A 21962-nucleotide genomic window follows, 5' to 3' on the forward strand; every position below is an offset into this window, starting at 1 on the left:
TGGGCGGTGATTCCTTGGGTGGCGATTCTTTGGGTAGCGATTCTTTGGGTGGCGATCGATTGGACGACGATCCGGACTTGGATGTTTTACACGGGCGGGGTCCGGTTTGACCTTGTCGGTGGTTTTTTTGTTGCCGGGTTCAAGAATGCTGGACAAAAGGGTAGCATTGTTGCATACGTTCAACAGGACAGGTCAATACGGGGTGATCGTTGCCCACGATCACCATGGGGGGTCCGTTTGTTGCGCGATGATCATTGCGTTTCTTTTGCGGACGCGCGCCTGGGCCTGTCCATGGTCGGGGTGGTCTATGGCCTAAGCGTGACCTTGGTCGGCGGCATCGTCTGAAATGGCCGAACCCGTAACGTTGCTTCCGGATCTTTCCGACGACGCGCCATCGGGCGAAAACCTGGAATTCGACCCGGATTTTTCCGCGCTTGACAGGGCCTGTCAAGGCAAGCCGGAAGCGCAATACGGCGATACGATCATTCCCGCCGTCCCGCCGGAATGGAAAGAAGCGCAGCCGCTGGCGGAATCGCTGCTGGAGCGGACGCGGGACCTGCGCGTCTTCGCCCTCTACGCGATGACGCGGCTCAACCTGGACGGGCTGCCGGGCTTCGCCGACGTCGTCGCCCAGATCCGCCTGCAGGTCGAGGAGCGGTGGCAGAGCGTGCATCCGCAACTCGACCCCGAGGACGACAACGACCCGACGCTGCGCGCCAACGCCTTGTTCCGGCTGCAGGACCCGTCCTGGGTGATGCGCGTGCTGCGCGACATGCCGCTGGCGACCACGCCGCTGACCGGCCCGGTGACCTGGCGCGACATCTCGATCCACGAAGGATCGATCGAAGTCGAAGAAGGCGTCGAGAAGAAATCGGAAGCATTCATTCGGGGCGCGTTCGGCAAGACCAACCCGGACCGCCTGGCGGCGCTGACCGCCAGCGTCGACCGGCTGGCCGGCGACCTCGGCGCGATCCCCGAAGCGTTCGACCGCCACGCCGGCTTCGGCACGGGGCCGGACCTGACGAACCTGACCAAGCTTCTGGCGGACATCCGCCAGAAGCTGCGCCGATACGAGCCGACGGCGGAGGAGGCGGAAGCCCCGGCGGACGATGCGGGCGGGGCGGAGGTCATGGACGCCGATGTCGGCGCCGAACCCGAGGTCCGCGTGCGCGCCAGCCGCCGCGGCGGGATCGATATCCGATCGATCTCCGAGGTCAATCGCCGCGACGACGCGATCTATCTTCTGGAGCTGGCGTCTGGTTATTTCCGCAACAACGAACCGTCCAGCCCGCTGCCCATGCTGATCGATCGGGCGCGGCGGCTGGCGACGATGGACTTCATGGATATCCTGCGCGACATCGCGCCGGACGGCTTGATGCAGGCGCAGGTGATCGCCGGGTCCCAGGAATAGATCGACGGCAACGAGTTCGGCGCGCGAGGTCCGGTGACCAAGCGTCGCAATATTCGAATTCGGTTCACTTTGTGTCGGTTTTTGTTATAGTTTGACAGGTGTAATCAGGAAGGAAGCAGGTCGTGGCGAGAGCAAGCAGCCAAAAGTTCATCGCTCGGAACCGAGCGCCCCGTGTCCAGATCGAATACGATGTTGAAACCTATGGCTCGGAAAAAAAGGTGCAGCTTCCGTTCGTCGTCGGCGTGATGTCCGACCTGTCCGGCAAGCCGGCCGATCCGCTGCCGGCGGTGGCGGACCGCAAGATGCTGGAAGTCGATGTTGATAATTTCGACGCCCGCATGAAAGCGATCAAGCCGCGGGTCGCGTTCATGGTGCCGAACACGATGACCGGCGAAGGCAATGTCGCGGTCGATATTACGTTTGAAAGCATGGACGACTTCTCGCCGGCCGCGGTCGCCAAGAAAGTCGACGGACTGAACAAGCTGTTGGAGGCGCGGACCCAGCTCTCCAACCTGCTGACCTACATGGACGGGAAGGCGGGCGCGGAAGAGCTGATCAACAAGGTCCTGAAAGATCCCGCCCTGCTGCAGACGCTTGCCGCCCAGGCGGCGCCCACGGAAGACGGCAAGGGAGAGTAATCGATGTCCGAAACGCAGCTCAGCCCGGCCGTAGCCGGCGAAACCACTAACCTTGACGATTTCCAGGCGCTGCTGACGAAAGAGTTCAGGCCGAAGACCGAAGATGCGCGCGACGCCGTCTCGGTCGCCGTCAAGGCGCTGGCGGAACAGGCGCTGGCCCAGACGGTGGTGGTGTCGGACGACGCGCTGTCGTCGATCACGCAACTGATCGCGGCGATCGATGCGAAGCTGACCGAACAGGTCAACCTGATCATCCACCATGAAGACTTCCAGCAACTGGAAAGCGCTTGGCGCGGACTGCACTACCTGGTCAACAACACCGAAACGGACGAGACGCTGAAGATCAAGATCTTCAACATTTCGAAGAAGGAACTGGGCCGCACGCTGAAGAAGTTCCGCGGCACGGCCTGGGACCAGAGCCCGATCTTCAAGCGGATCTACGAAGAAGAATACGGCCAGTTGGGCGGCGAGCCGTTCGGCACGCTGGTGGGCGATTACTACTTCGATCACAGCCCGCAGGACGTGCAGTTGCTGGGCGACATGGCGCAGGTGGCCGCCGCCGCGCACGCGCCGTTCCTGGCCGCCGCCGCGCCCACCGTCATGCAGATGGAAAGCTGGAACGAGCTGTCCAATCCGCGCGACCTGACGAAGATCTTCCAGACGCCCGAATACGCGGCCTGGCGGTCGCTGCGCGAGTCGGAGGACTCCCGCTATTTGGGCCTGTGCATGCCGCGCTTCCTGGCGCGCCTGCCCTACGGCGCGAAGACCGAACCGGTCGAGGAGTTCGCCTTCGAGGAAGAGACCGGGCTGGGCGAAAGCGACAAATACACCTGGTGCAACGCCGCCTATGCGATGGCGACGAACATCACCAGGGCCTTCAAGGTCTATGGGTGGTGCTCGCATATCCGCGGGATCGAGAGCGGCGGCGCGGTCGAAGGCCTGCCGGCGCACACCTTCCCCGACGAGGATGGCGGCGTGGCGATGAAATGCCCGACCGAAATCGCCATCAGCGACCGGCGCGAGGCGGAACTGGCGAAGAACGGCTTCATGCCGCTGATCTTCAAGAAGAACTCCGACTTCGCGGCGTTCATCGGCGCGCAGTCGCTGCAGAAGCCGGCGGAGTACGACGACCCGGCGGCGACGGCGAACGCCAACCTCGCCGCGCGGCTGCCATACCTGTTCGCGACCTGCCGGTTCGCGCACTACCTGAAATGCATGGTGCGCGACAAGATCGGCTCGACGCGGACGAAGTCGCAACTGCAGGACTGGCTGCAGGCCTGGGTCGGCATGTATGTCGATCCGTCGCCGAACAGCAGCACGGAAGAATACAAGGCGACCCATCCTCTTGCCGACGCGAAAGTGGAGTTGGAGGAAAACGAAGAAAACCCAGGATACTACAGCGCGAAATTCTACCTCAAGCCGCACTACCAGCTTGAGGGGATGTCGGTGTCCATGCGTCTCGTGTCCCGGATGCCGAAGTAATCGTAAGCCCATAATAGCGATAAGGAGAAGAAACCATGGCAACAGACGCATATATGTATTTCCAGGCCTATGACTCCAAGGCGGGCGGACTGAACAGCAACGGTTACCTGGAGTCGGAATCGCAGGTGGTCCTGGAAGGCGTGACCAGCGACGACATCTCGGGGCCCTTCCTGTCGGCGGGCACCGGCCAGTTGTTCGAAGTCGAAGACTACAGCTTCGATATCGAGCAGGTGCTGAACATCGGCAGCCAGAGCCGCGGCGCGGGCGCCGGCAAGATCGCCTTCAACCCGTTCTCCATCACCCGTCCGATCGACAAGTCCAGCCCTTACATCTACGAAATGGCCTGCTCCGGCACGCCGTTCAAGGCGGTGGGGCTCGGCCTGCGGAAAGGCTCCGGCGGCACGACGGCCGGCCAGTTCTTCCTGTCCTTCACCTTCAAGCTGGTCGCCGTGAAGACCATCGCCTGGTCGCATGACGAAACCTCGCCGAAGGAGACCATCACCTTCGAATACGGCGGGCTGCAGGTGCGCTACGGCATCCAGAACCCCAACGGCACGATCCAGTCGCCGGCCCTGGTGGGTGGCTGGAACCGCGTCAACAACAAGCAGGACCGCGACGCCAAGTCCGTGATCCAGTAAAAGAGGCCGTGATGCCAGACGCGCGGGAAGCGTTACGATCGGGTGACGTCGAAGGCGCGATGGCTGCGCTGAAACAGGACGTGCGCAAATCCCCCAGGGATCCCAAGCTGCGCACGTTCCTGTTCCAGATGTTCTGTGTGACGGGCGAATGGGACCGAGCGCTGACGCAGCTTTCGGTGGCGGCGGAACTCGACCCCCTGGCTTATCCGATGTCGCAGGCCTACCAGGCGGCCATACGCTGCGAGATCCTGCGGGAGAAAGTGTTTCGCGGCGAACGTTCGCCCACCGTCCTGGGCGACCCCGGCGAATGGCTGCCGCTGCTGATGGAAGCCACGCGCCTGCTGGCCGCCGGCCAGCCTGCCGACGCGGCGCGGCTGCGCGACGCCGCCTTCGACGCCGCACCCGCAACGGCCGGCGCGCTCAACGACAACGCCTTCGAATGGATCGCGGATTCCGATCCGCGTCTCGGCCCCGTGCTGGAGGTCTTTCTCAACGGAAACTACATGTGGGTGCCGTATTTCCGCATCAAGGCGATCCACGTCGACGCGCCGGCGGACCTGCGCGACCAGGTCTGGATGCCGGCCAGGTTCACCTGGACCAACGAAGGGGAGGCGGTCGGCTTCGTCCCGACGCGCTATCCGGGAACCTTGGAAACGAAAAATCCCGCGGCCATCCTGTCGAAAGCCACCGACTGGGTCGATCTCGCCCCCGACTGGTCGGTGCCGGTCGGACAGCGCGTGCTGGTCACGGACGCCGAGGAGACCGCGCTGATGGACGTCCGCACGCTGCTGCTCACCGCGCCCGAAGACGGCGCGGCCTAGCGATGTCGGGGCTCAGGGGGCGCGAGCGGCTCCAGCCCGCGCTGCTGGACCGCCTCACGGACGACAACCCGGCGCAGAAGCGGGAAACCGGCGACGCCCAGACGCTCAGCATGCAGCAGCTTCGCCAGGCGGTGCTGCGCGACCTTGCCTGGCTGCTGAACGCGACCAACCTCGTCACGCTGGAGGAAGACCTCTCCGAACGGCCGCTGCTGGCGAACTCCACGCTGAACTACGGCATTCCGGGCTTCGCCGGCATGATCGAATCCTCGGGCCGGATCACCGCCCTGGAAAAGGAACTGGCCGCCGCGATCCGCCGCTATGAACCACGCATCCGGCCCGAGACGCTGCGCGTGCGCGCACGCGGTTCGGGCGACGGCGCCAGCCCCAGCCTGGTGTTCGAGATCGAAGGCGAACTCTGGGCGCAGCCGGTGCCGCAACAACTCTTCCTGCAAACGCAGATCGAGGTCGAAACGAGACTCGCGGTGGTCAGCGAAGGAAAGAGCAGAAGCTGATGGACCCGAAACTTCTCGACCTCTATGAGCAGGAACTGACCTTCGTCCGCGAGATGGGCGGGGAATTCGCCAAGGAATTCCCCAAGATCGCCAGCCGCCTCGACCTCGGCAACACCGAGATCGCCGATCCCTACGTGGAACGGCTGCTGGAGGGGTTCGCCTTCCTGACGGCCCGTATCCAGCTCAAGATGCAGGCGGAGTTCCCGACCTTCACGCAATCGCTGCTGCAGATGGTCTATCCGCACTATCTGGGGCCGACGCCCTCGATGGCAGTGGTGAAGATCACCCCCGACATGGCGGGCCTGGCCGGCACGCCGCAGGGGGTCGACCTTCCGGCGGGGCTGGAGATGCGCTCCCTGCTGGGGACCGAGGACCAGACCAACTGCGAGTTCCGCACCGCCCATGCGGTACGCCTGCTGCCGGTCGACGTCGCCGAGGCGGACTACATCGCCACCCCCGCCGCGGTCGCCGCGCTGGGCCTGCCGGAGGAGCCGCGCGCCAAGGCGGCGATCCGGCTGCGGCTGAAGACCTTCAGCAACGACATGCCGATCGGCAAGCTGACGCTCGACAAGCTCACCTTCTTCCTCGGCGGCCCCGAGAACGCGCGTCTGCGGCTGTACGAACAACTCGCCGCCCACGCCGTGTCGATCTATGTGCGGCCCGGCACCCGGCCGCTGCCCTGGCAGGACAAGCTGCCCCGCACCGCCCTGCGCGCGGCCGGGCTGGACCCGCAGGAAGCGCTGCTGCCCCGCCTGCCCGAGACGTTCGACGGCTACCGGCTGCTGCAGGAATACTTCGCGATGCCGGAGCGGTTCCTGTTCTTCGAACTGGGCGGCCTCGGCCGGTCGGCGATCCGCTGCGGCTCCTCGGACCTCGAGATCATCATCCTGCTCGACCGCGCCGAAAACGTGCTGATGGGCTTCAACGCCGAGTATATGCAGTTGAATTGCACGCCGGCGATCAACCTGTTCCGCAAGCGCAGCGACCGCGTCAACGTCGCCGATCGGGAAGCCGAGTACCTGGTCGTGCCCGATCGCATGCGGCCGCTGGATTACGAGGTTTTTTCCATCCTCTCGATGGAGGGCTACGCCGCCGACGGCGGTGCCGCGCAGCCGTTCTTTCCGTTCTACACCGCCAACGACCTCAGCCGCAGCCCGGGCCATCGCAGCTACTACATCGCCCGCCGCCAGCCGCGCCGGCTGTCGCAGCGGGCGATGGAGCGCGGACCGCGATCCAGTTACATCGGCCACGATCTCTATGTGTCGCTGGTGGATGCCGACAACACGCCGCTCGACGCCTCGCTGCGCCAGCTTGGCCTCGACCTGATGTGCACCAACCGCGATCTGCCGATGGCCATGCCGGTGGGCAAGCGGCACACCGACTTCACCATCGTCGTGAATGCGCCGGTCGCATCGATCCGCTGCGTCGTCGGTCCGACCTTGCCGCGTCCCTGCCGCGGCGACGGGCAATATGCGTGGCGGTTCATCTCGCATCTCGGCCTCAACTATCTCAGCCTGACGGACACCGACGCGCTGCAGGGCGCGGCGGCGCTGCGCGAACTGCTGCGGCTGTACGTGCCGGAGAACGCACCGACCTTCAACCGCCACGTGGAGGCCGTCCGCTCCGTCTCCTCCACGCCGATCATCCGCCGCATCCCCGGCGCCGGTCCGCTCTGCGCCGGGCGGGGGCTGCAGGTGGTGCTGACGCTCGACGAATCCACCTTCGGCGGGCCGGGCGGGATCATCCTCGGCGCCGTGCTCGATCGTTTCTTCGCCAAATACGTCTCGATCAACGGCTTCACCGAAACGGTGCTGCGTTCGCCGGACCGGGGTGAGGTGATGCGCTGGCCGATGCGCCTCGGCACGCGGCCGCTGCTGTGAGCGAGACCCTTCATACCACTGAGGGCGAGACGCTTGACCCGCCTGGCGACCCGCCTGCCGCCCCGCTTGCCGCCCCGCCTGGCGAAGCGTCCGGCGACGTCCTTCCCGCCGCGCCGGCAGAGGCCCCGGCGGCCGTCGCGCAGCCCCCCGACCCGGCGCCGGCAGCCGGGCTGCGCGCGCTTCTGGAGCGGCTGGAGAAGGAACCGGAACGTTTCAGCTTCTACGCGATGATGCGGATGCTGGAAGCGATCTACCGCAACCGCCCGCGCTTCGGCCACAGCGCGCATCCGGCGCAGGACGCGGTGCGCCTGACGCAGGAACCGACGGTGACCCACCCGTCCTCGGCCCTGGCCGCGTTCGAGCCGGGATCGGAGGAGCTTCCCGACCAGTTGCGGGTGCATTTCCTTGGCCTGTTCGGCACCGACGGTCCGCTGCCGCTGCACCTGACGGAATATGCGCGGGACCGGCGGCGCAACCACAACGACCCGACCTTCCAACGCTTCGCCGACATCTTCCACCATCGCGCGATCTCGCTGTTCTACAGGGCCTGGGCGGATGTCCGCCCGACGATCGCCTTCGACCGGCCGGAACAGGATCGTTACGCCGGCTATATCGGCTCGCTGATCGGCATCGGCCTGGACGCGTTCCGCGACCGCGACGCGATGCCCGACCTGACGAAGCTGCATTTCGCCGGGCTGCTGGCCAACCAGACCCGCCATGCCGAGGGCCTGGCGCAGATCCTGTCGGCGTTCTTCGCGGTGCCCGCGCGCGTCGAGGAGTTCCACGGCGCCTGGATGGAATTCCCGGCCGACGACCGGACCCGCGTGGGCGACGGCCCGCGTACCGCCGAACTGGGCAAGACCGCCGTCCTGGGATCGCGGGTCTGGAGCCGGCAGCATAAATTCCGTATCGTCATCGGACCGTTGACGTTACAAGAGTATCACCGACTGCTGCCCGGCGGCCTCAGCTTCCACCGGCTGGTCTCCATCGTGCGCAACTATACCGGTGACGTCATGATCTGGGACATGAACCTGGTGCTGAAATACGTCGAGATCCCGCCGACGAAGCTCGGCGAGAACGGGCAGCTCGGCTGGACCACCTGGCTCAATCCAAGCCGGACGCGGCTGGACGCGGCGAACCTGTATCTCGACGCCAGCGCCGACAGCCTCGCGGCCAAGTTCGATCGCGAAGCGCACGCCAAATAAAAGGGGGTAGGACGAGCATGACCGAAATCAACCGCGCCGCGCTGTTCGGCAAACTCAACCCGCTCGCCTACAAGGCGATCGAGGGGGCGACGGTCTTCTGCAAGCTGCGCGGCAACCCCTATGTGGAGATGGTGCACTGGCTGCACCAGGTCCTCAACACCCAGGACAGCGACATCCATCGCTTGGTGCGGCATTTCGAGATCGACGCCTCCCGGCTGGCGACGGACGTGACCGCGACCCTGGACAAGCTGCCGCGCGGCGCGACGGCGATCAGCGACTTCGCCCCGCAGATCGAGGATTCGATCGAGCGCGCCTGGGTGTTCGCCACGCTGATGTTCGGCGCGGGCCAGGTGCGCACCGGCCACCTGGTCTTCGGCATGCTGAAGACGAAACATCTGGCCAGCACGCTGTTCGGCATCTCCCGCCAGTTCGAGCGGATCAAGCCCGACACGCTGTCGGAGGAATTCGACGCCATCCTGGGCGGCTCGCCCGAGGCGGCGCTGGCCGCCACCGACGGCAGCGCGGCGCCGGGCGAGGCATCCGGCGCCATGGCGCCCGCGCAGATGGGCAAGCAGGAGGCGCTGGCCAAGTTCTCGGTCGACCTGACGCAGCGCGCGCGGGACGGGCAACTGGACGCGGTCACCGGGCGCGATGCGGAGATCCGCCAGATCATCGACGTGCTGATGCGCCGGCGGCAGAACAACCCGATCCTGACCGGCGAGGCAGGCGTCGGCAAGACCGCCGTCGTCGAGGGCTTCGCGCTGCGCATCGTGGAGGGCGACGTGCCGCCGATGCTGAAGGACGTCTCGGTCCGCGTGCTGGATGTCGGCCTGCTGCAGGCCGGCGCCAGCATGAAGGGCGAGTTCGAGAACCGGCTGCGCCAGGTGATCGAGGAGGTGCAGTCCAGCCCCAGGCCGATCATCCTGTTTATCGACGAGGCCCACACGCTGATCGGCGCCGGCGGCGCGGCCGGCACGGGCGACGCGGCGAACCTGCTGAAGCCTGCCCTGGCACGCGGCACGCTGCGCACCATCGCCGCCACGACCTTCGCCGAATACAAGAAATACTTCGAGAAGGACCCCGCGCTGACCCGCCGCTTCCAGGTCGTGCAGGTGGACGAGCCGGACGAGGACAAGGCGATCGCGATGATGCGCGGCATCGCCACGCCGCTGGAGAAGCACCACCGCGTGCAGATCCTGGACGAGGCGATCGAGGCGGCGGTGCGCCTGTCGCACCGCTATATCCCCGCCCGCCAGTTGCCGGACAAGTCCGTCAGCCTGCTCGACACCGCCGCCGCGCGCGTCGCCGTCAGCCAGCACGCCGTGCCGCCGGCGCTGGAGGATTGCCGCCGCCGCATCTCGGGCCTGGAGATCGAGCGCGACATCATCGCCCGCGAAGCCGCGGTCGGCGTCGACGTCAAGGAACGCGCCGAGAAGGTGGCCGGCCTGCTGGAACGCGAGACGGACGAGCTGGCGATCCTGGAAAAGCGCTGGGAGCTGGAAAAGGCGCTGGTCGACAAGATCCTGACGCTGCGCGGCCAGTTGCGCGACCTGGCCGGCGACGACAAGGCGGCCGAACGCGAGCCGCTGCTGGAAGAGCTGCGCGGCCTGCAGCGGGAGCTGGAGGCGCACCAGGGCGAGGCGCCGCTGATCCTGGCCTCGGTGGACGAGCAGGCGGTGGCCTCGGTGGTCGGCGACTGGACCGGCATCCCCGTGGGCCGCATGGTCCGCAACGAGGCCGAGGCGGTGCTGAAGCTGGCCGATACGCTGGCCGAACGGGTGGTCGGCCAGGACCATGGGCTGAAGATGATCGCGCGCCGGGTGCAGACCTCGCGCGCCGGGCTGGACAACCCGGTGAAGCCGGTCGGCGTGTTCATGCTGTGCGGCCCGTCGGGCGTCGGCAAGACGGAGACCGCGCTGACGATCGCCGAGGCGCTGTATGGCGGCGAGCAGAACCTGATCACCATCAACATGTCGGAGTTCCAGGAGGCACACACCGTCTCCACGCTGAAGGGCGCGCCGCCGGGCTATGTCGGCTACGGCGAGGGCGGCGTCCTGACGGAAGCCGTGCGCCGCAAGCCCTATTCGGTGGTGCTGCTGGATGAGATCGAGAAGGCGCACCCGGACGTGCACGAGATCTTCTTCCAGGTCTTCGACAAGGGCACCATGGAGGACGGCGAAGGCCGCCACATCGATTTCCGCAACACGCTGATCCTGCTGACCTCCAACGTCGGCACCGACCTTGTGATGTCGATGTGCCGCGATCCCGAGCTGATGCCGGAGATCGAGGAGATATCGAAGGCGTTGCGGGAGCCGCTGCTGAAGGTCTTCCCGCCGGCGCTGCTGGGACGCCTGATCGTCATCCCGTACCTGCCGCTGAGCGACGAGGTGATGGGCAAGATCATCCGCCTGCAGCTCAGCCGTATCGCCAAGCGTGTGACGGAGCGTCATGGCGTGCCGTTCACCTATACCGAGGCCGTCGTCGACCTGATCCGCGGCCGCTGCAACGAGCCGGAGAGCGGCGGGCGCATGATCGATGCGATCCTGACCAACACGATGCTGCCGGACATCAGCGGCGCCTTCCTCGACCGGCTGCTGAAGAACGAGCCGGTGGCCCGCGTGCACGTGGACGTCGGCGGCGATGGGTTCACGTACGACTTCGACTGAGCCCGGCTGACCGCCGCGTTGGAAGGCCCTTGCCGGCGCGTGCGGTCCAAGGGCCTGGCGCCAAGTCGAGGCCGGCCGGTGAAAAGAACCGATATCGGAACTATTCCGGCACCGGCGGCCAACTATTTCAGTTGATTATTGACGAGGTGCCGCCGGCCCTCGGGACCTCTGGTACGAAAAACCCACTGGTTTCCTGTTTTACCGAAAGATTCATGCCGGGTCATTGCGCGAGATGACCTGTTGAGGTAAGATTTCGTTACGTCTGCGCCATTTAAACAAAATCGTCATCAACCCGGTCTCGGGGCAATCGCACCTCGCGGGAGATGATGGCTGGCCGGCCGGGAACGAGGGGAACAGCTTGAGGTCAGCAGCCTCCAGGAACAGCACCGGTGCCCCGCCGCCGCCGGCGCGCAGCGCTCGGCAACGGTCGGTCCGGCCGGCGATGGCGGGCGGCGCCTTGCCGGCGGACATGCCGCTCGCTGCCCTGCTGGCTGCCTTGTTGCCTGCCTTGTTACCGACCCATGGGGCCCTCGCCCAGGGGGCGCCTCCGCCGCAGCAGAACCCGGTCACCACCATCGCGCCGCCCAAGGGGCCGACCGTCGCCCCCGGCATGAAGCTGCCGGGCGAGGAGGGCTATCCGAACCAGGTGCCGGCCATACCGGTCGCCGTCACCTCCATCGTGGTGGAAGGCGTGACCACCTTTCCGCCGTCGGAGATCAACCGCCTGACCCAGGGGCTGGTCGGCCCGAACACGCCGGCCACGGCGATCGAGGCGGCGCGGCTGGCGATCCTGCGCAAGTATCGCGACGGCGGCTATCCGCTGGTGACGGTCTCCGCCTCGGTCAACCGCACCGGCGTGCTGCGGTTCGTGGTGGTCGAGGGCCGCATCTCCGACGTGAAGCTCGAAGGGGACATCGGTCCCGCCGGCACCAAGGTGCTGGGCTTCCTGCACAACCTGATCCAGGACGGCCCCAGCAAGACGTCGGTCATCGAACGGTGGCTGCTGCTGGCGCAGGACGTGCCCGGCGTTACGTTGCAAACGGTATTGCGGCCGTCGGAGACCGAACCCGGTTCGCTGGTGCTGGTCGCGCGCGTCAGCCGCACCGCGATCTCCGGCTTCGCGCTGGCCGACAACCGAGCGTACCGCGACACCGGCCCGGTCGAGAGCCTGGCGGTCCTCGGCTACAACAGCCTGACCTCGCTGGGCGAGCGCAGCGAGGTCTCGATCTACAAGAGCCTGACCAACTGGACGCAGATCTTCGGCCAGGCGGACGTCGAGATGTTCATCGGCAATTCCGGGCTGAAGTTCCGCGTCTATGGCGGCTCCGGCACGACCGACCCGTCCGGCACGCTGGCCACGGCCAACTACCACGGCGTCACCCAGGTGGGTGGTTTCGCGTTCTCCTACCCGCTGCTCTATTCGCGGCGGGAGAAGCTCAACCTCGTCGGCATGTTCGACCTGTTCGACACCTCGACCACCGGCGCCGGGATCGAGACGCACGACTCGCTCCGCATCATCCGCTTCGGCGCCGACTACGCGCGGCTGGACCAGGTGTTCGGCGCCACCCATCCGGCGGAGAACCGGGTCAGCTTCCGCATCAACCGCGGCTTCGACGGCCTCGGGTCCACCCATACCGGGCAGGCGACGCTCAGCCGCCCCGGGGAGGTGATGGACTTCACCTCGCTGACCGGCACGATCAGCCGCAACCAGACCCTGTTCTCCCCCTGGCGGGACAGCACCGTCAGCCTGCTGATGGAACTGAGCGGACAGAAATCCGGCGACATCCTGCCACCCGAGGAGCAATACCACCTCGGCGGCCTGGAATCCGTCCGTGGCTATTACGCGGGTGAGGTCGCCGGCGACAGCGCGCTGGCCACCACGCTGGAACTGCAGCTCAACACCACCGCGCATATCGACGCGTTCGGCCTGTCGCACGACGTCGGGCTGCAATTCTACACCTATTACGACTGGGGCGAGAGTTGGCAGAACCGCGCGCTGGACTACGCGACGCATGTCTCCTCCATCGGCATCGGCGTGCGGTCCGCGCTGACCCGGTTCCTCGAATACGACATGGAAGGCGTGACGCGGCTCAATCGCCAGCCGGCGAGCAGCAACGCGGCAGTGGCGCCGCTCGACGCGCAGGCCTTCTACTGGCGCGTACTGGTGAGATTCTGACGGTGGACGGGCCGGATGCGCGGGCCGGACCACCCGCCGGCGGCCCTGGGAGACGATGATGGCGCGGAAACGCTGTTACGCCGGCCGGCCGGTGCCCCGGAAAGGCACGCCCAAGGCTGTCATACCCAAAACGGGCATACCCAAGACGGGCATGCTCAGGACGGGCGTGCTCAGGATGGGCAGGCTCGGCATCGTCCGGCTGCGGCGCGGGATGCTGCTGCGCTGCACCGCGCTGCAGGGCGTGGCCGCGCTGTGCGCCGTGACGCCGGTCGGCCATGCCTTCGCCCAGCCCGCCCCCAACGCGCATCCGCTGAACCCGACCACGCAGCTCGGCTCCGCTCGTTACAGTTACAACGGAACGACCACCACCATCGACCAGTCCAGCCAGGTGCTCGCCACCGGCTGGCGCGGATTCGATGTCGGGTCGAAACAGTCGGTCCAGATCAACCAGCCCAGCAAGAGCGCGATCTCGGTCAACCGCGTGCAGGCCGGCGATCCGTCGCAGATCGCCGGGCACATCAACGCCAACGGCGTCTTCGTCCTGGTCAATCCGTCGGGCGTGGTGTTCTCGCAGGGCGCGCAGGTCAACGCCAACTCCGTCATCGTTAGCACCGCCGACGTGGCCAACAAGAACCTGGCCGCCGGCAAGCTGGTCTTCGACGTGCCGGGCAAGCCCGGCGCGATGGTGGTGAACAAGGGCAACATCTCGGTCGCCGCCACCGGGCTGGCGGCGCTGGTGGCGCCGGGCGTGGCCAATGCCGGCGTGATCAGCGCGCCGTTCGGCCGCGTCGCGCTGGCGGGCGGAGAGGCGTCGGTCGTCGACCTCTATGGCGACGGGCTGATGTCGATCGACGTGACCAAGCAGGTGCGGACGGTGCCGAAAGGCCCGGACGGCAAGCCGGTCACGGCGCTGGTGACCAATACCGGCGTCATCACCGCCCAGGGCGGACGGATCGAGCTGACGGCCAAGGCGGTGGACGGCATCGTCACCAACCTGGTCGACGCCGGCGGCAAGATCGCCGCCGACACCGCCCCGAACGGCAAGACCGGAGAGGTCGTCGTCAACGGCATCGGCGGGTCGCTGACGATCGACGGCGACATCTCGGCCGCCGGCAAGGCCCCCGGCACCAAGGGCGGCGCGATCGAGCTGAACGCCAGCAACGGCGTCAACATCGCCGCCACGGCGCGGGTGAACGCCTCGGGCCAGGCAGGCGGCGGCGTCGTGGCGGTCGGGACGACCCTGAAGCGGGCGGCAGGGGGGCCGTCGGTGACCGGCGAACCGACCGCCAAGACCGTCACGATCGCCCAAGGCGCCCGGATCGCCGCCAATGCGACGCGGAAGGGCAATGGCGGGCGGGTGACGGTGCTCAGCACCGGCAACACCGACATGGCCGGCACGATCGCCGCGATGGGCGGCGCGCAGGGCGGCGACGGCGGGCTGGTGGAGGTGTCGGGGGAAAAGGGCTTCTCCCTGACCGGCGACATCAATACCGGCGCGCCGATGGGGGCGACGGGCACCATCCTGCTCGATCCGAACACGCTGATCGTCGTCAACGGCGGCACCGGCAGCCTCGACGGCAGCCTCGCGGCCACCGGGTCGATCGGCGCCGGCACGGGGGGCGTCAGCGACACCGTCTCGAACACCGAGATCGACAGCCTGACCGGCAACATCATCCTGCAGGCCGGGACCCTGCTGCAGATTTCGGACAACACGCCGATCACGCTGAAGAACAACGCCAACCTGACCCTGGAATCGGGCGGGGACATCCTGGTCGGCACCTCGTCGGACATCCACGCGAGCGCAACGGGCAGCATCGTCCTGAACGCGGGCACGACGACGACCGGCGGGATCACGCTCGACAGCAGCATCATCACCGACAAGCAGGGATCGGTGACGCTGCAGGCCTCGGGCAGCATCGCCATCGCCAGCGGGATCACCATCGACAGCGGCAGCGGCATCACCCTGGCCAGCGGCGGCAGCCTCTCGGTCGGCGGCCTGGTCAACAGCGGCTCCGCCGAAGCGGTGCTCAACGCCGGGACGTCCGGCCTGACCCTGGCCGGCACCGGCACCGTCCTGGCCGGCGGGGCAACCCTGGCCGGGGGATCGATCAGCCTCGCCGGAGAAGTCGCGGTCAGCGGTGCGCTCAAGCTGATCGGCAGCGTCGGCACGATCAGCGAAACGACGACGGCGATCCTGAACGCCGGCACGCTGACCGGGTCCTCGGGCGGCGACCTCGCGCTGGTCCGGGGCAGCAATTCGATCGGCGTGCTGGGCGACTTCGCGGCGACGGGATCGTTCGCCCTGGTGGACGCCGAGGCGTTGACGGTCCTGGGGTCGGTCTCGGGTTCGACGCTCTCGCTGCAGACGCCGGGCCTGACGCTGGGTTCGGGGACGGCGACGGCCGGCGTCCTGACCGCCACCGGCGGGCTCGCCTCGATCCAGACCGGCAGCCTCGTCAGCAACAACGGCACGGTCTCCGCCGGCGGATCGGGCACGATCGAGTTCGCGCCGGCCGCGCATGGCGACATCATCGTGCTGGGGTCCGGCGGGGCGGGCACCCTCGCGGTCGATCCGTCGACGCTGGTCCTGACCGCGGCCGAACTGCGGCTGGGCGCCGTGCACGGCACGACGGTCGCGGGCAGCATATCGATCGACGCCGGCGCGGGGCCTTACACGCTCCCGCCCAGGCTCGACCTGGAAGCGACGGGCGCGGTCACCGAGTCCGCCCCGATCGGCGTCGGCACGCTGACCGGCAGCGTGGACAGCGCCGCGCTGACCGCCGTCGGCAACCATATCGGCACGATCGGCAACTTCGCCGCGCGCAACGGCTTCAGCCTGGTCAACGCGGGCGGCCTCATCATCGGCGGGACGCTGAACGCCGCCACCGGGACGGTGGCCATCAGCGACGACACCTCCATCGGCCTGGCGGGACTGCTGACCGCGACCGCGGCGTCGCTAACCGCGGCCAGCATCCAGATCGGCGGCACGCTCGACGCCACGGAGGCGGCGCTGTTCGGGACGGTAGGCGCGGTGACCGAGACCGGAGCGCTGAACGTCGGCACGCTCAGCGGCAGCGCGCAGACCACCGCCTCGCTCACCGGCAGCAACGCGGTCGGCACGCTCGGATCGTTCAGCGCGGCCGACTTCCTGCTGAACGACGGCTCGTCCGACCTGACCGTCGCCGGGACGGTCACCTTCGCGAATTCCGCCACCGTGATTACCACCGGCAGCCTGTCGGTGCCCGGCGCCATCGCGCCGTCGGCGCCGGGGGCAGGGATCACGGTGGGGCTGACGGCGGGACCGGCGATCGATATCAGCGGCCTCGTCAGCGACGGCGGCAGCGGATCGACCGCGCTGGTCGTCAACGGCGGCAGCGGCGTCGTCACCGAGGGCGGCACGCTGATCGCCGGCACGCTGACCGGCACCGCCGCGGTCGCCAACCTGGCCGGCGGCGCCAACGCGATCGGCACGCTGGCCAGCTTCACGTCCAGCCGGTCGCTGGTGGTGGTCGATTCCGCCAACCTCGTTGCAATCGGTACGATCGGCGGCGGGTCCGTCATCGCGCTGCAGGCGCCGGCGCTGCAGTTGGGCGACGGCACCACCGCCGCGGTCCTGCTGGCGCCCAACGGCGCCGTGGGGCTGCGCACCGATGCGCTCAACGTCATCGCCAACGAAGGCACGGTCGCCACCGGTTCGGGCACGATCGAGATTTCCGGCATCAGCAACAGCGTGATCGCCCTTGGCGTGGCGGGTTCGCCCGGCACGCTGGGGCTCGACCTCTCGGCCCTGCAGATCACCGCGAACACGCTGCGTCTCGGCAGCTTCAACGACACCCCCGTCGCCGCGTCGATCGAGATCGACGGGGCGACGAACCTGATCGGCGAATTCGGCACGCTCGACCTGCGGGCGATCGGCGGGATCACGCAGTCCGCGGGGCTGTCCGTCTCGACGCTGATCGGCAGCGCCGGCAGCGTGACGCTGACCAACGGCGCCAACAACCTCGGCACCCTGGGCGCGTTCTCCGCCGGCAACGGGTTCACGCTGTTCGACGCCGCGGCGCTGACCGTCAGCGGCCTCGTCGACGGCGGGGCCGGCGACGTGACGCTGGACGAGAACGGCCTGCAGAACCTTCTCATCGCCCATGGCGGCGGCGTCACCGGCGCCGATGTCGCGCTCACGGGCGGCACCGGCGTGACGATCGACGGGTCGATCAGCACGCCGGGCACGCTGTCGATCGGGCTGGTGCTGGCGGGGGGCGTGATCTCCGAACCGGGCACGGCGTTCATCGGCGCCGGAACGCTCGCGGGCGGCGGCCTTCTGGATTTCGTCAGCCTGCTGGGCAGCGCCAACGCGATCGGCGCGATCGCCAATTTCTCCGCGGCCGATGGTTTCACGCTGAACAACACCACCAGCCTGGCGATCGACGGCCTGCTCGACGTGCATGGCGGGACGGCGGTGATCAACAACGGGTCGGTGGCCCCGCTGTCGATCGGCGGCACCATCACCGCCGTCGCGGCCGCCCTTACCGCGGGTGCGATCACCGAGGATCCCGCCGCCTCGGTCAATGTCGGCTCGCTGACCGGGTCGGTCGCCGGAACGGCCAGCCTGCAGGGCACCAACACGATCGGCACGCTGGGGACGTTCACCGCGAATTCCCTGCTGCTGAACGACATCGGCCCCCTGACGGTGTCCGGGCTGATCACCGGCGGGCAAACGGTCGCGATCGCCTCCGGGGGCGCCCTGACGGTGCCGGGCAGCATCGTCGCGGCCGGCGGCAGCATGCTGGCGATCAGCCTCAGCGGCACGTCGCTCTCGATCAGCGGCCTGGTCGATGACGGCGGCGCGGGCCAGACCGGGCTGTTCGCCACCAGCGGCAACATCACCGACACCGGCTCGCTGGTCGTCGGCACGCTGACCGGCAGCGCCGCGGTCGCCAACCTCACCGGCCCCGGCACGATCGCCGCGCTGGGCAGCTTCTCCGCCGATACCCTGTTCCTGAGCGACAAGCGGGACCTGGCCGTGACCGGCGTGGTGAGCATCGGCACCCAGGTGGCGCTCAGCACCACCGGGTCGATCGACGTGGCGGCGTCCGGCAGCATCCAGCCGGCCTCGGGCACCGCCATCACGGTCGGGCTGACCGCCAGCGGCCTGAGCATCGAAGGCCTGGTCAGCGACGGTGGCGGCGGCGCCACCAACTTCGCCGTCAGCGGCGGCACGATCGCCGAATCCCCCTCCGGCACCGTGGTCGCCGGGACGCTCGACACGACCGCCACGGACATCACCCTGGCGGGATCGGCCAACGCGATCCGCCAGCTTACGGTGCCCACGTTCCTCTCGACGCTGGTCGTGAACGACACCGGTTCGCTGACGGTGACCGGATTCCTGCTGGACGGCGGGCTGATTTCGATCGTCGCGGACAACATCACGGTCCCGACGGAAATTTTTGGCACCAACATCACCCTGGGGGCGAATGTCGGGGCGCTCAACCTGAACGGCCTCATCGAGGCGACCGGGTCCATCCAACTCGGCGGCGCCGCCGGGGTCACCGTCGACGGGCTCCTCGCAGCCGCCAGCCTGACGGCGAACGGCGGCACCGCGTCGGTGGCGCTGAGCAACACCGGCAACGCGATCGGCACGATCGCCGGCAGTGCCGGGGGAACGTTCTCGGTCCAGGACGACCAGGCGCTGACCGTCGGCGACGTCAATGCCGGGTCCGCCGTGTCCATCGTCGCCGCCGGCTCGCTGCTCGTATCCGGCAGCATCCTGCCGCTGGGCGGCAACACCGCCATCTCGGTCGGCCTGACGGGGACCTCGATCGGCATCGATGGGGAGGTCAGCGACGGCGGCGCCGGCACCACCTCCCTGATCGCCACCGCCGGCCCGCTGACCGGCGCCGGCACCGTGATCGCCGGCACGCTGTCGGCCAGCGGCACCACCTTCGGCCTGACCGGGCAGAACACGATCGCCGCCCTGGGCACGCTGTCGAACTTCAGCTCCATCGTGCTGAACGACGCAGGCCCGCTGTCGATCGTCGGGCCGATCAGCGCCACGACGCTGATCGACATCAGCGCCGCCACCCTGACGTCGGAGCGCTGCGTTGCCGCGCAGACCGTAACCTTGGCCGCGACCGCGGGCACGCTCAGCCTCGCCGGCTCGATCACCGTCCCCGGCAACCTGGTACTCAGCGGCTCCGCAGCGGTCGACGGCGCCGGCGTGACACTGCTGGGCGGCAGCGCGCTGACCGCGACCAGTGCCGGCGGCTTCGTCGACCTGAGCAACGCGGGCAACGTCGTCGCCAGCGTCAGCGGCAGCGCCGGGACCGATTTCGCGGTGCATGGCGGCCCGTTCCTGAGCGTGGGCAACGTCACCGCCGGCGGGACCGCGAACGTCTCGGCCGCGTCGATGGCGGTCACCGGCACGGTCGCCGCCCCGCACGCGACGCTGGTCGCCACCGCAGGATCGCTGGCGGTCGCGGCGGGCGGCGCCGTGATCCCCTCGATCGAGGCGCTGCTGTCCGCGCCCAATGGCCTGCTGGCGATCGACGGCATGGTGGCGCCGGCCGCGGGGAACGTCGCGCTGGTGCTGAACGGCGCCCAGTTGGCGATCGGCGGCCTGGTCAGCGACGGCGGCCAGGGCTCGACCGCGCTGACCGTGCCGGTGGCGACCGGCGCGATCGGCGAAACCGGCACCCTGATCGCCGGCACGCTGACCGGCAGCGCCGCCGTCGCCACCCTCGACGGCGTCAACCAGGTCGGGACCCTGGGCGATTTCACCGCGCCGCTGGGGTTCAGCCTGGCCGACGGAGAGGCGCTGACGGTGGCGGGCAGCGTCGCCAGCAGCGGCGGCGCCGTCACCCTGGATACCGGCACGCAGGGCCTTTCGGTGCCGGGCGTCATCACCGGCGCGGCGGCGTTCCTGACCGCCGGCTCGATCGACATCGCCGGCAGCCTGGGCGTGACCGGGCTGACGGACCTTGTCGCCACCCAGGGCAGCCTGGGCGTGACCGGCGTGATCAACACCGGCACGCTGGCCGGCAGCGTCGCCACCACGGTGCTGCTCAGCGGCACCAACATGGTCGGCACGCTGGGGAACTTCACCGCGCCGTCGGGGTTCAGCCTGATCGACGGACGGGCCTTGACGCTCGCCGGCACCGTCCTGTCCACGGGCGGCACCATCGTGCTGGACGACGGCACGTTCGCCCTGGGCGGGAACGGCGCGATCAACGGCCTCGCCGCGACCTTGAGCGCGGGGCAGATCACGCTGGGCGGCAGCATCGACGTCGCCGGCGTCGCCGACCTGATCGGCAACCAGGGCGCGATCGTCGATTCCGGGGCGGTGAACGCCGGGACGCTGACCGGCAGCGCCGTCACCACCGCGAGCTTCACCGGTCCCAACCGGATCGGCACGCTGGCGGCCTTCTCCGCGCCGGACGGTTTCAGCCTCGCCGACAGCGAGGCGCTGGCCGTCGACGGCGTCGTCAGCGCGCCCGGCGGCACGATCGTGCTGAACACCGGCACGTTCGGCCTGGACGTGGCGGGCGCGATCACCGCCCTGGCCGCCACGCTGGTGGCGGGATCGATCGACCTGCCCGGCAGCCTCGGCGTCACCGGCGCGGCGGACCTGGTCGCCAGCATGGGCAGCATCGCCGAGACCGGCAGCCTCGACGCCGGGACGCTGACCGGCAGCGCCGCGACCACCGCGACGTTCAGCGGTTCCAACCGGATCGGCACGCTGGCGGGCTTCATCGCCGGTTCGGCGTTCAGCCTGGCGGACGGCCAGGCGCTGACGGTGACGGGCGTGGTGAGCAGCGGCGGGCCGCTCGCCATCGACGACACCGGCGGCCTGAACGTCCTCGGCACCATCGCCGGCGGGCCGGTGCTGCTGAGCGCGGCCGACATCGACATCGCCGGCCAGGTCGGCAGCGGCGCGGTGACGCTGGTCAGCGCCGGCAGCATCAGCGCGCCGGGCGTGATCCTGGCCGCCAGCCTGCAGGGCAGCGCCGCCAGCTTCGCCAGCCTGACCGGCGCCAACCAGGTCGCCGTGCTGAACGCGTTCACCGCGCCCGCCGGGTTCACCCTGAACAACGGCGAAGGCCTGAGCGTCGCCGGGGCGGTGTCCGCCAGCGCCGGGGTGGTCGCGATCGACAACGGCGCCTTCGCGCTCGACGTCCCGGGCGGGATCAGCGGCGTGGGCGTGACGCTCGGCGCCGGCACGATCGGCCTGACCGGCAGCCTGGGCGCCGCCGGGGTGGCGTCGCTGACGGCGTCGACCGGCGGCATCACCGAGGCGGCGGGGGCGTTCCTCAACGCCGGCACGCTGACCGGCGGGGTCGCGACCGCCGCCGCTTTCGGCGGCACCAACGGCATCGGCACGCTGGGGCCGTTCAACGCGCCGTCCGGGTTCAGCCTGGCGGACGGGACCAGCCTGGCGGTGGCCGGCCCGGTCACCGCCGCGGCGGGCACGATCACGCTGGATACCGGGACGTTCGGACTGAGCGTGCCGGGGGCGATCTCGGGCCTGGCGGCGACGCTG

The 21962-nt window shown here is 68.6% G+C and carries 12 protein-coding genes; all 12 read left to right on the forward strand.

From position 1 onward, the window contains the following. The coding region (locus tag VHB27_RS16700; protein WP_325602506.1) for a hypothetical protein at positions 1 to 345 on the forward strand (345 nt) is incomplete at its 5' end. 1 nt (position 346) lies between these two features. Continuing rightward, complete coding sequence (gene tssA / locus VHB27_RS16705) at positions 347 to 1411, forward strand: type VI secretion system protein TssA (RefSeq protein WP_325602507.1); 1065 nt, start codon at positions 347 to 349, stop codon at positions 1409 to 1411. A gap of 122 nt (positions 1412 to 1533) precedes the next feature. Continuing rightward, positions 1534 to 2049 carry a type VI secretion system contractile sheath small subunit gene (gene tssB / locus VHB27_RS16710; protein ID WP_325602509.1) on the forward strand — a complete coding sequence of 172 codons (516 nt, stop codon included), beginning with the start codon at positions 1534 to 1536 and terminating at the stop codon, positions 2047 to 2049. A gap of 3 nt (positions 2050 to 2052) precedes the next feature. Further along, on the forward strand, positions 2053 to 3531 hold the full coding sequence (gene tssC / locus VHB27_RS16715; RefSeq protein ID WP_325602512.1) for a type VI secretion system contractile sheath large subunit: 1479 nt from the start codon (positions 2053 to 2055) through the stop codon (positions 3529 to 3531). 35 nt (positions 3532 to 3566) lie between these two features. After that, positions 3567 to 4169: a type VI secretion system tube protein Hcp gene (locus VHB27_RS16720; RefSeq protein ID WP_325602514.1), complete on the forward strand. Its 603-nt coding sequence runs from the start codon at positions 3567 to 3569 to the stop codon at positions 4167 to 4169. 11 nt (positions 4170 to 4180) lie between these two features. Next, positions 4181 to 4990, forward strand: coding sequence for a type VI secretion system accessory protein TagJ (locus VHB27_RS16725; RefSeq protein WP_325602516.1), 810 nt, complete (start codon positions 4181 to 4183; stop codon positions 4988 to 4990). A gap of 2 nt (positions 4991 to 4992) precedes the next feature. Next, positions 4993 to 5502 carry a type VI secretion system baseplate subunit TssE gene (tssE, locus tag VHB27_RS16730; protein ID WP_325602518.1) on the forward strand — a complete coding sequence of 170 codons (510 nt, stop codon included), beginning with the start codon at positions 4993 to 4995 and terminating at the stop codon, positions 5500 to 5502. Beyond that, a complete protein-coding gene (gene tssF / locus VHB27_RS16735; RefSeq protein ID WP_325602520.1) occupies positions 5502 to 7382 on the forward strand; it encodes a type VI secretion system baseplate subunit TssF in 1881 nt (626 codons plus the stop codon). The genes tssE and tssF overlap by 1 nt, the downstream gene beginning before the upstream one ends. Beyond that, complete coding sequence (gene tssG / locus VHB27_RS16740; RefSeq protein ID WP_325602522.1) at positions 7379 to 8587, forward strand: type VI secretion system baseplate subunit TssG; 1209 nt, start codon at positions 7379 to 7381, stop codon at positions 8585 to 8587. Before tssF ends, tssG begins: the two co-directional genes overlap by 4 nt. Before the next feature lie 17 nt (positions 8588 to 8604). Then, on the forward strand, positions 8605 to 11253 hold the full coding sequence (gene tssH, locus VHB27_RS16745; protein ID WP_325602524.1) for a type VI secretion system ATPase TssH: 2649 nt from the start codon (positions 8605 to 8607) through the stop codon (positions 11251 to 11253). 358 nt (positions 11254 to 11611) lie between these two features. Beyond that, complete coding sequence (locus VHB27_RS16750; protein WP_325602526.1) at positions 11612 to 13429, forward strand: ShlB/FhaC/HecB family hemolysin secretion/activation protein; 1818 nt, start codon at positions 11612 to 11614, stop codon at positions 13427 to 13429. 175 nt (positions 13430 to 13604) lie between these two features. Then, on the forward strand, positions 13605 to 21962 hold an 8358-nt coding region (locus VHB27_RS16755), incomplete at its 3' end, for a beta strand repeat-containing protein (protein WP_325602528.1).

The organism is Rhodopila sp., from assembly GCF_035548235.1.
Taxonomy (GTDB): Bacteria; Pseudomonadota; Alphaproteobacteria; order Acetobacterales; family Acetobacteraceae; genus Rhodopila.

Coding starts and splice junctions, on each gene's coding strand:
- tssA (WP_325602507.1), top strand. CDS start 347: ATGGCCGAACCCGTAACGTTGCTTCCGGATCTTTCCGACGACGCGCCA.
- VHB27_RS16725 (WP_325602516.1), top strand. CDS start 4,181: ATGCCAGACGCGCGGGAAGCGTTACGATCGGGTGACGTCGAAGGCGCG.
- tssH (WP_325602524.1), top strand. CDS start 8,605: ATGACCGAAATCAACCGCGCCGCGCTGTTCGGCAAACTCAACCCGCTC.
- tssC (WP_325602512.1), top strand. CDS start 2,053: ATGTCCGAAACGCAGCTCAGCCCGGCCGTAGCCGGCGAAACCACTAAC.
- tssE (WP_325602518.1), top strand. CDS start 4,993: ATGTCGGGGCTCAGGGGGCGCGAGCGGCTCCAGCCCGCGCTGCTGGAC.
- VHB27_RS16720 (WP_325602514.1), top strand. CDS start 3,567: ATGGCAACAGACGCATATATGTATTTCCAGGCCTATGACTCCAAGGCG.
- tssF (WP_325602520.1), top strand. CDS start 5,502: ATGGACCCGAAACTTCTCGACCTCTATGAGCAGGAACTGACCTTCGTC.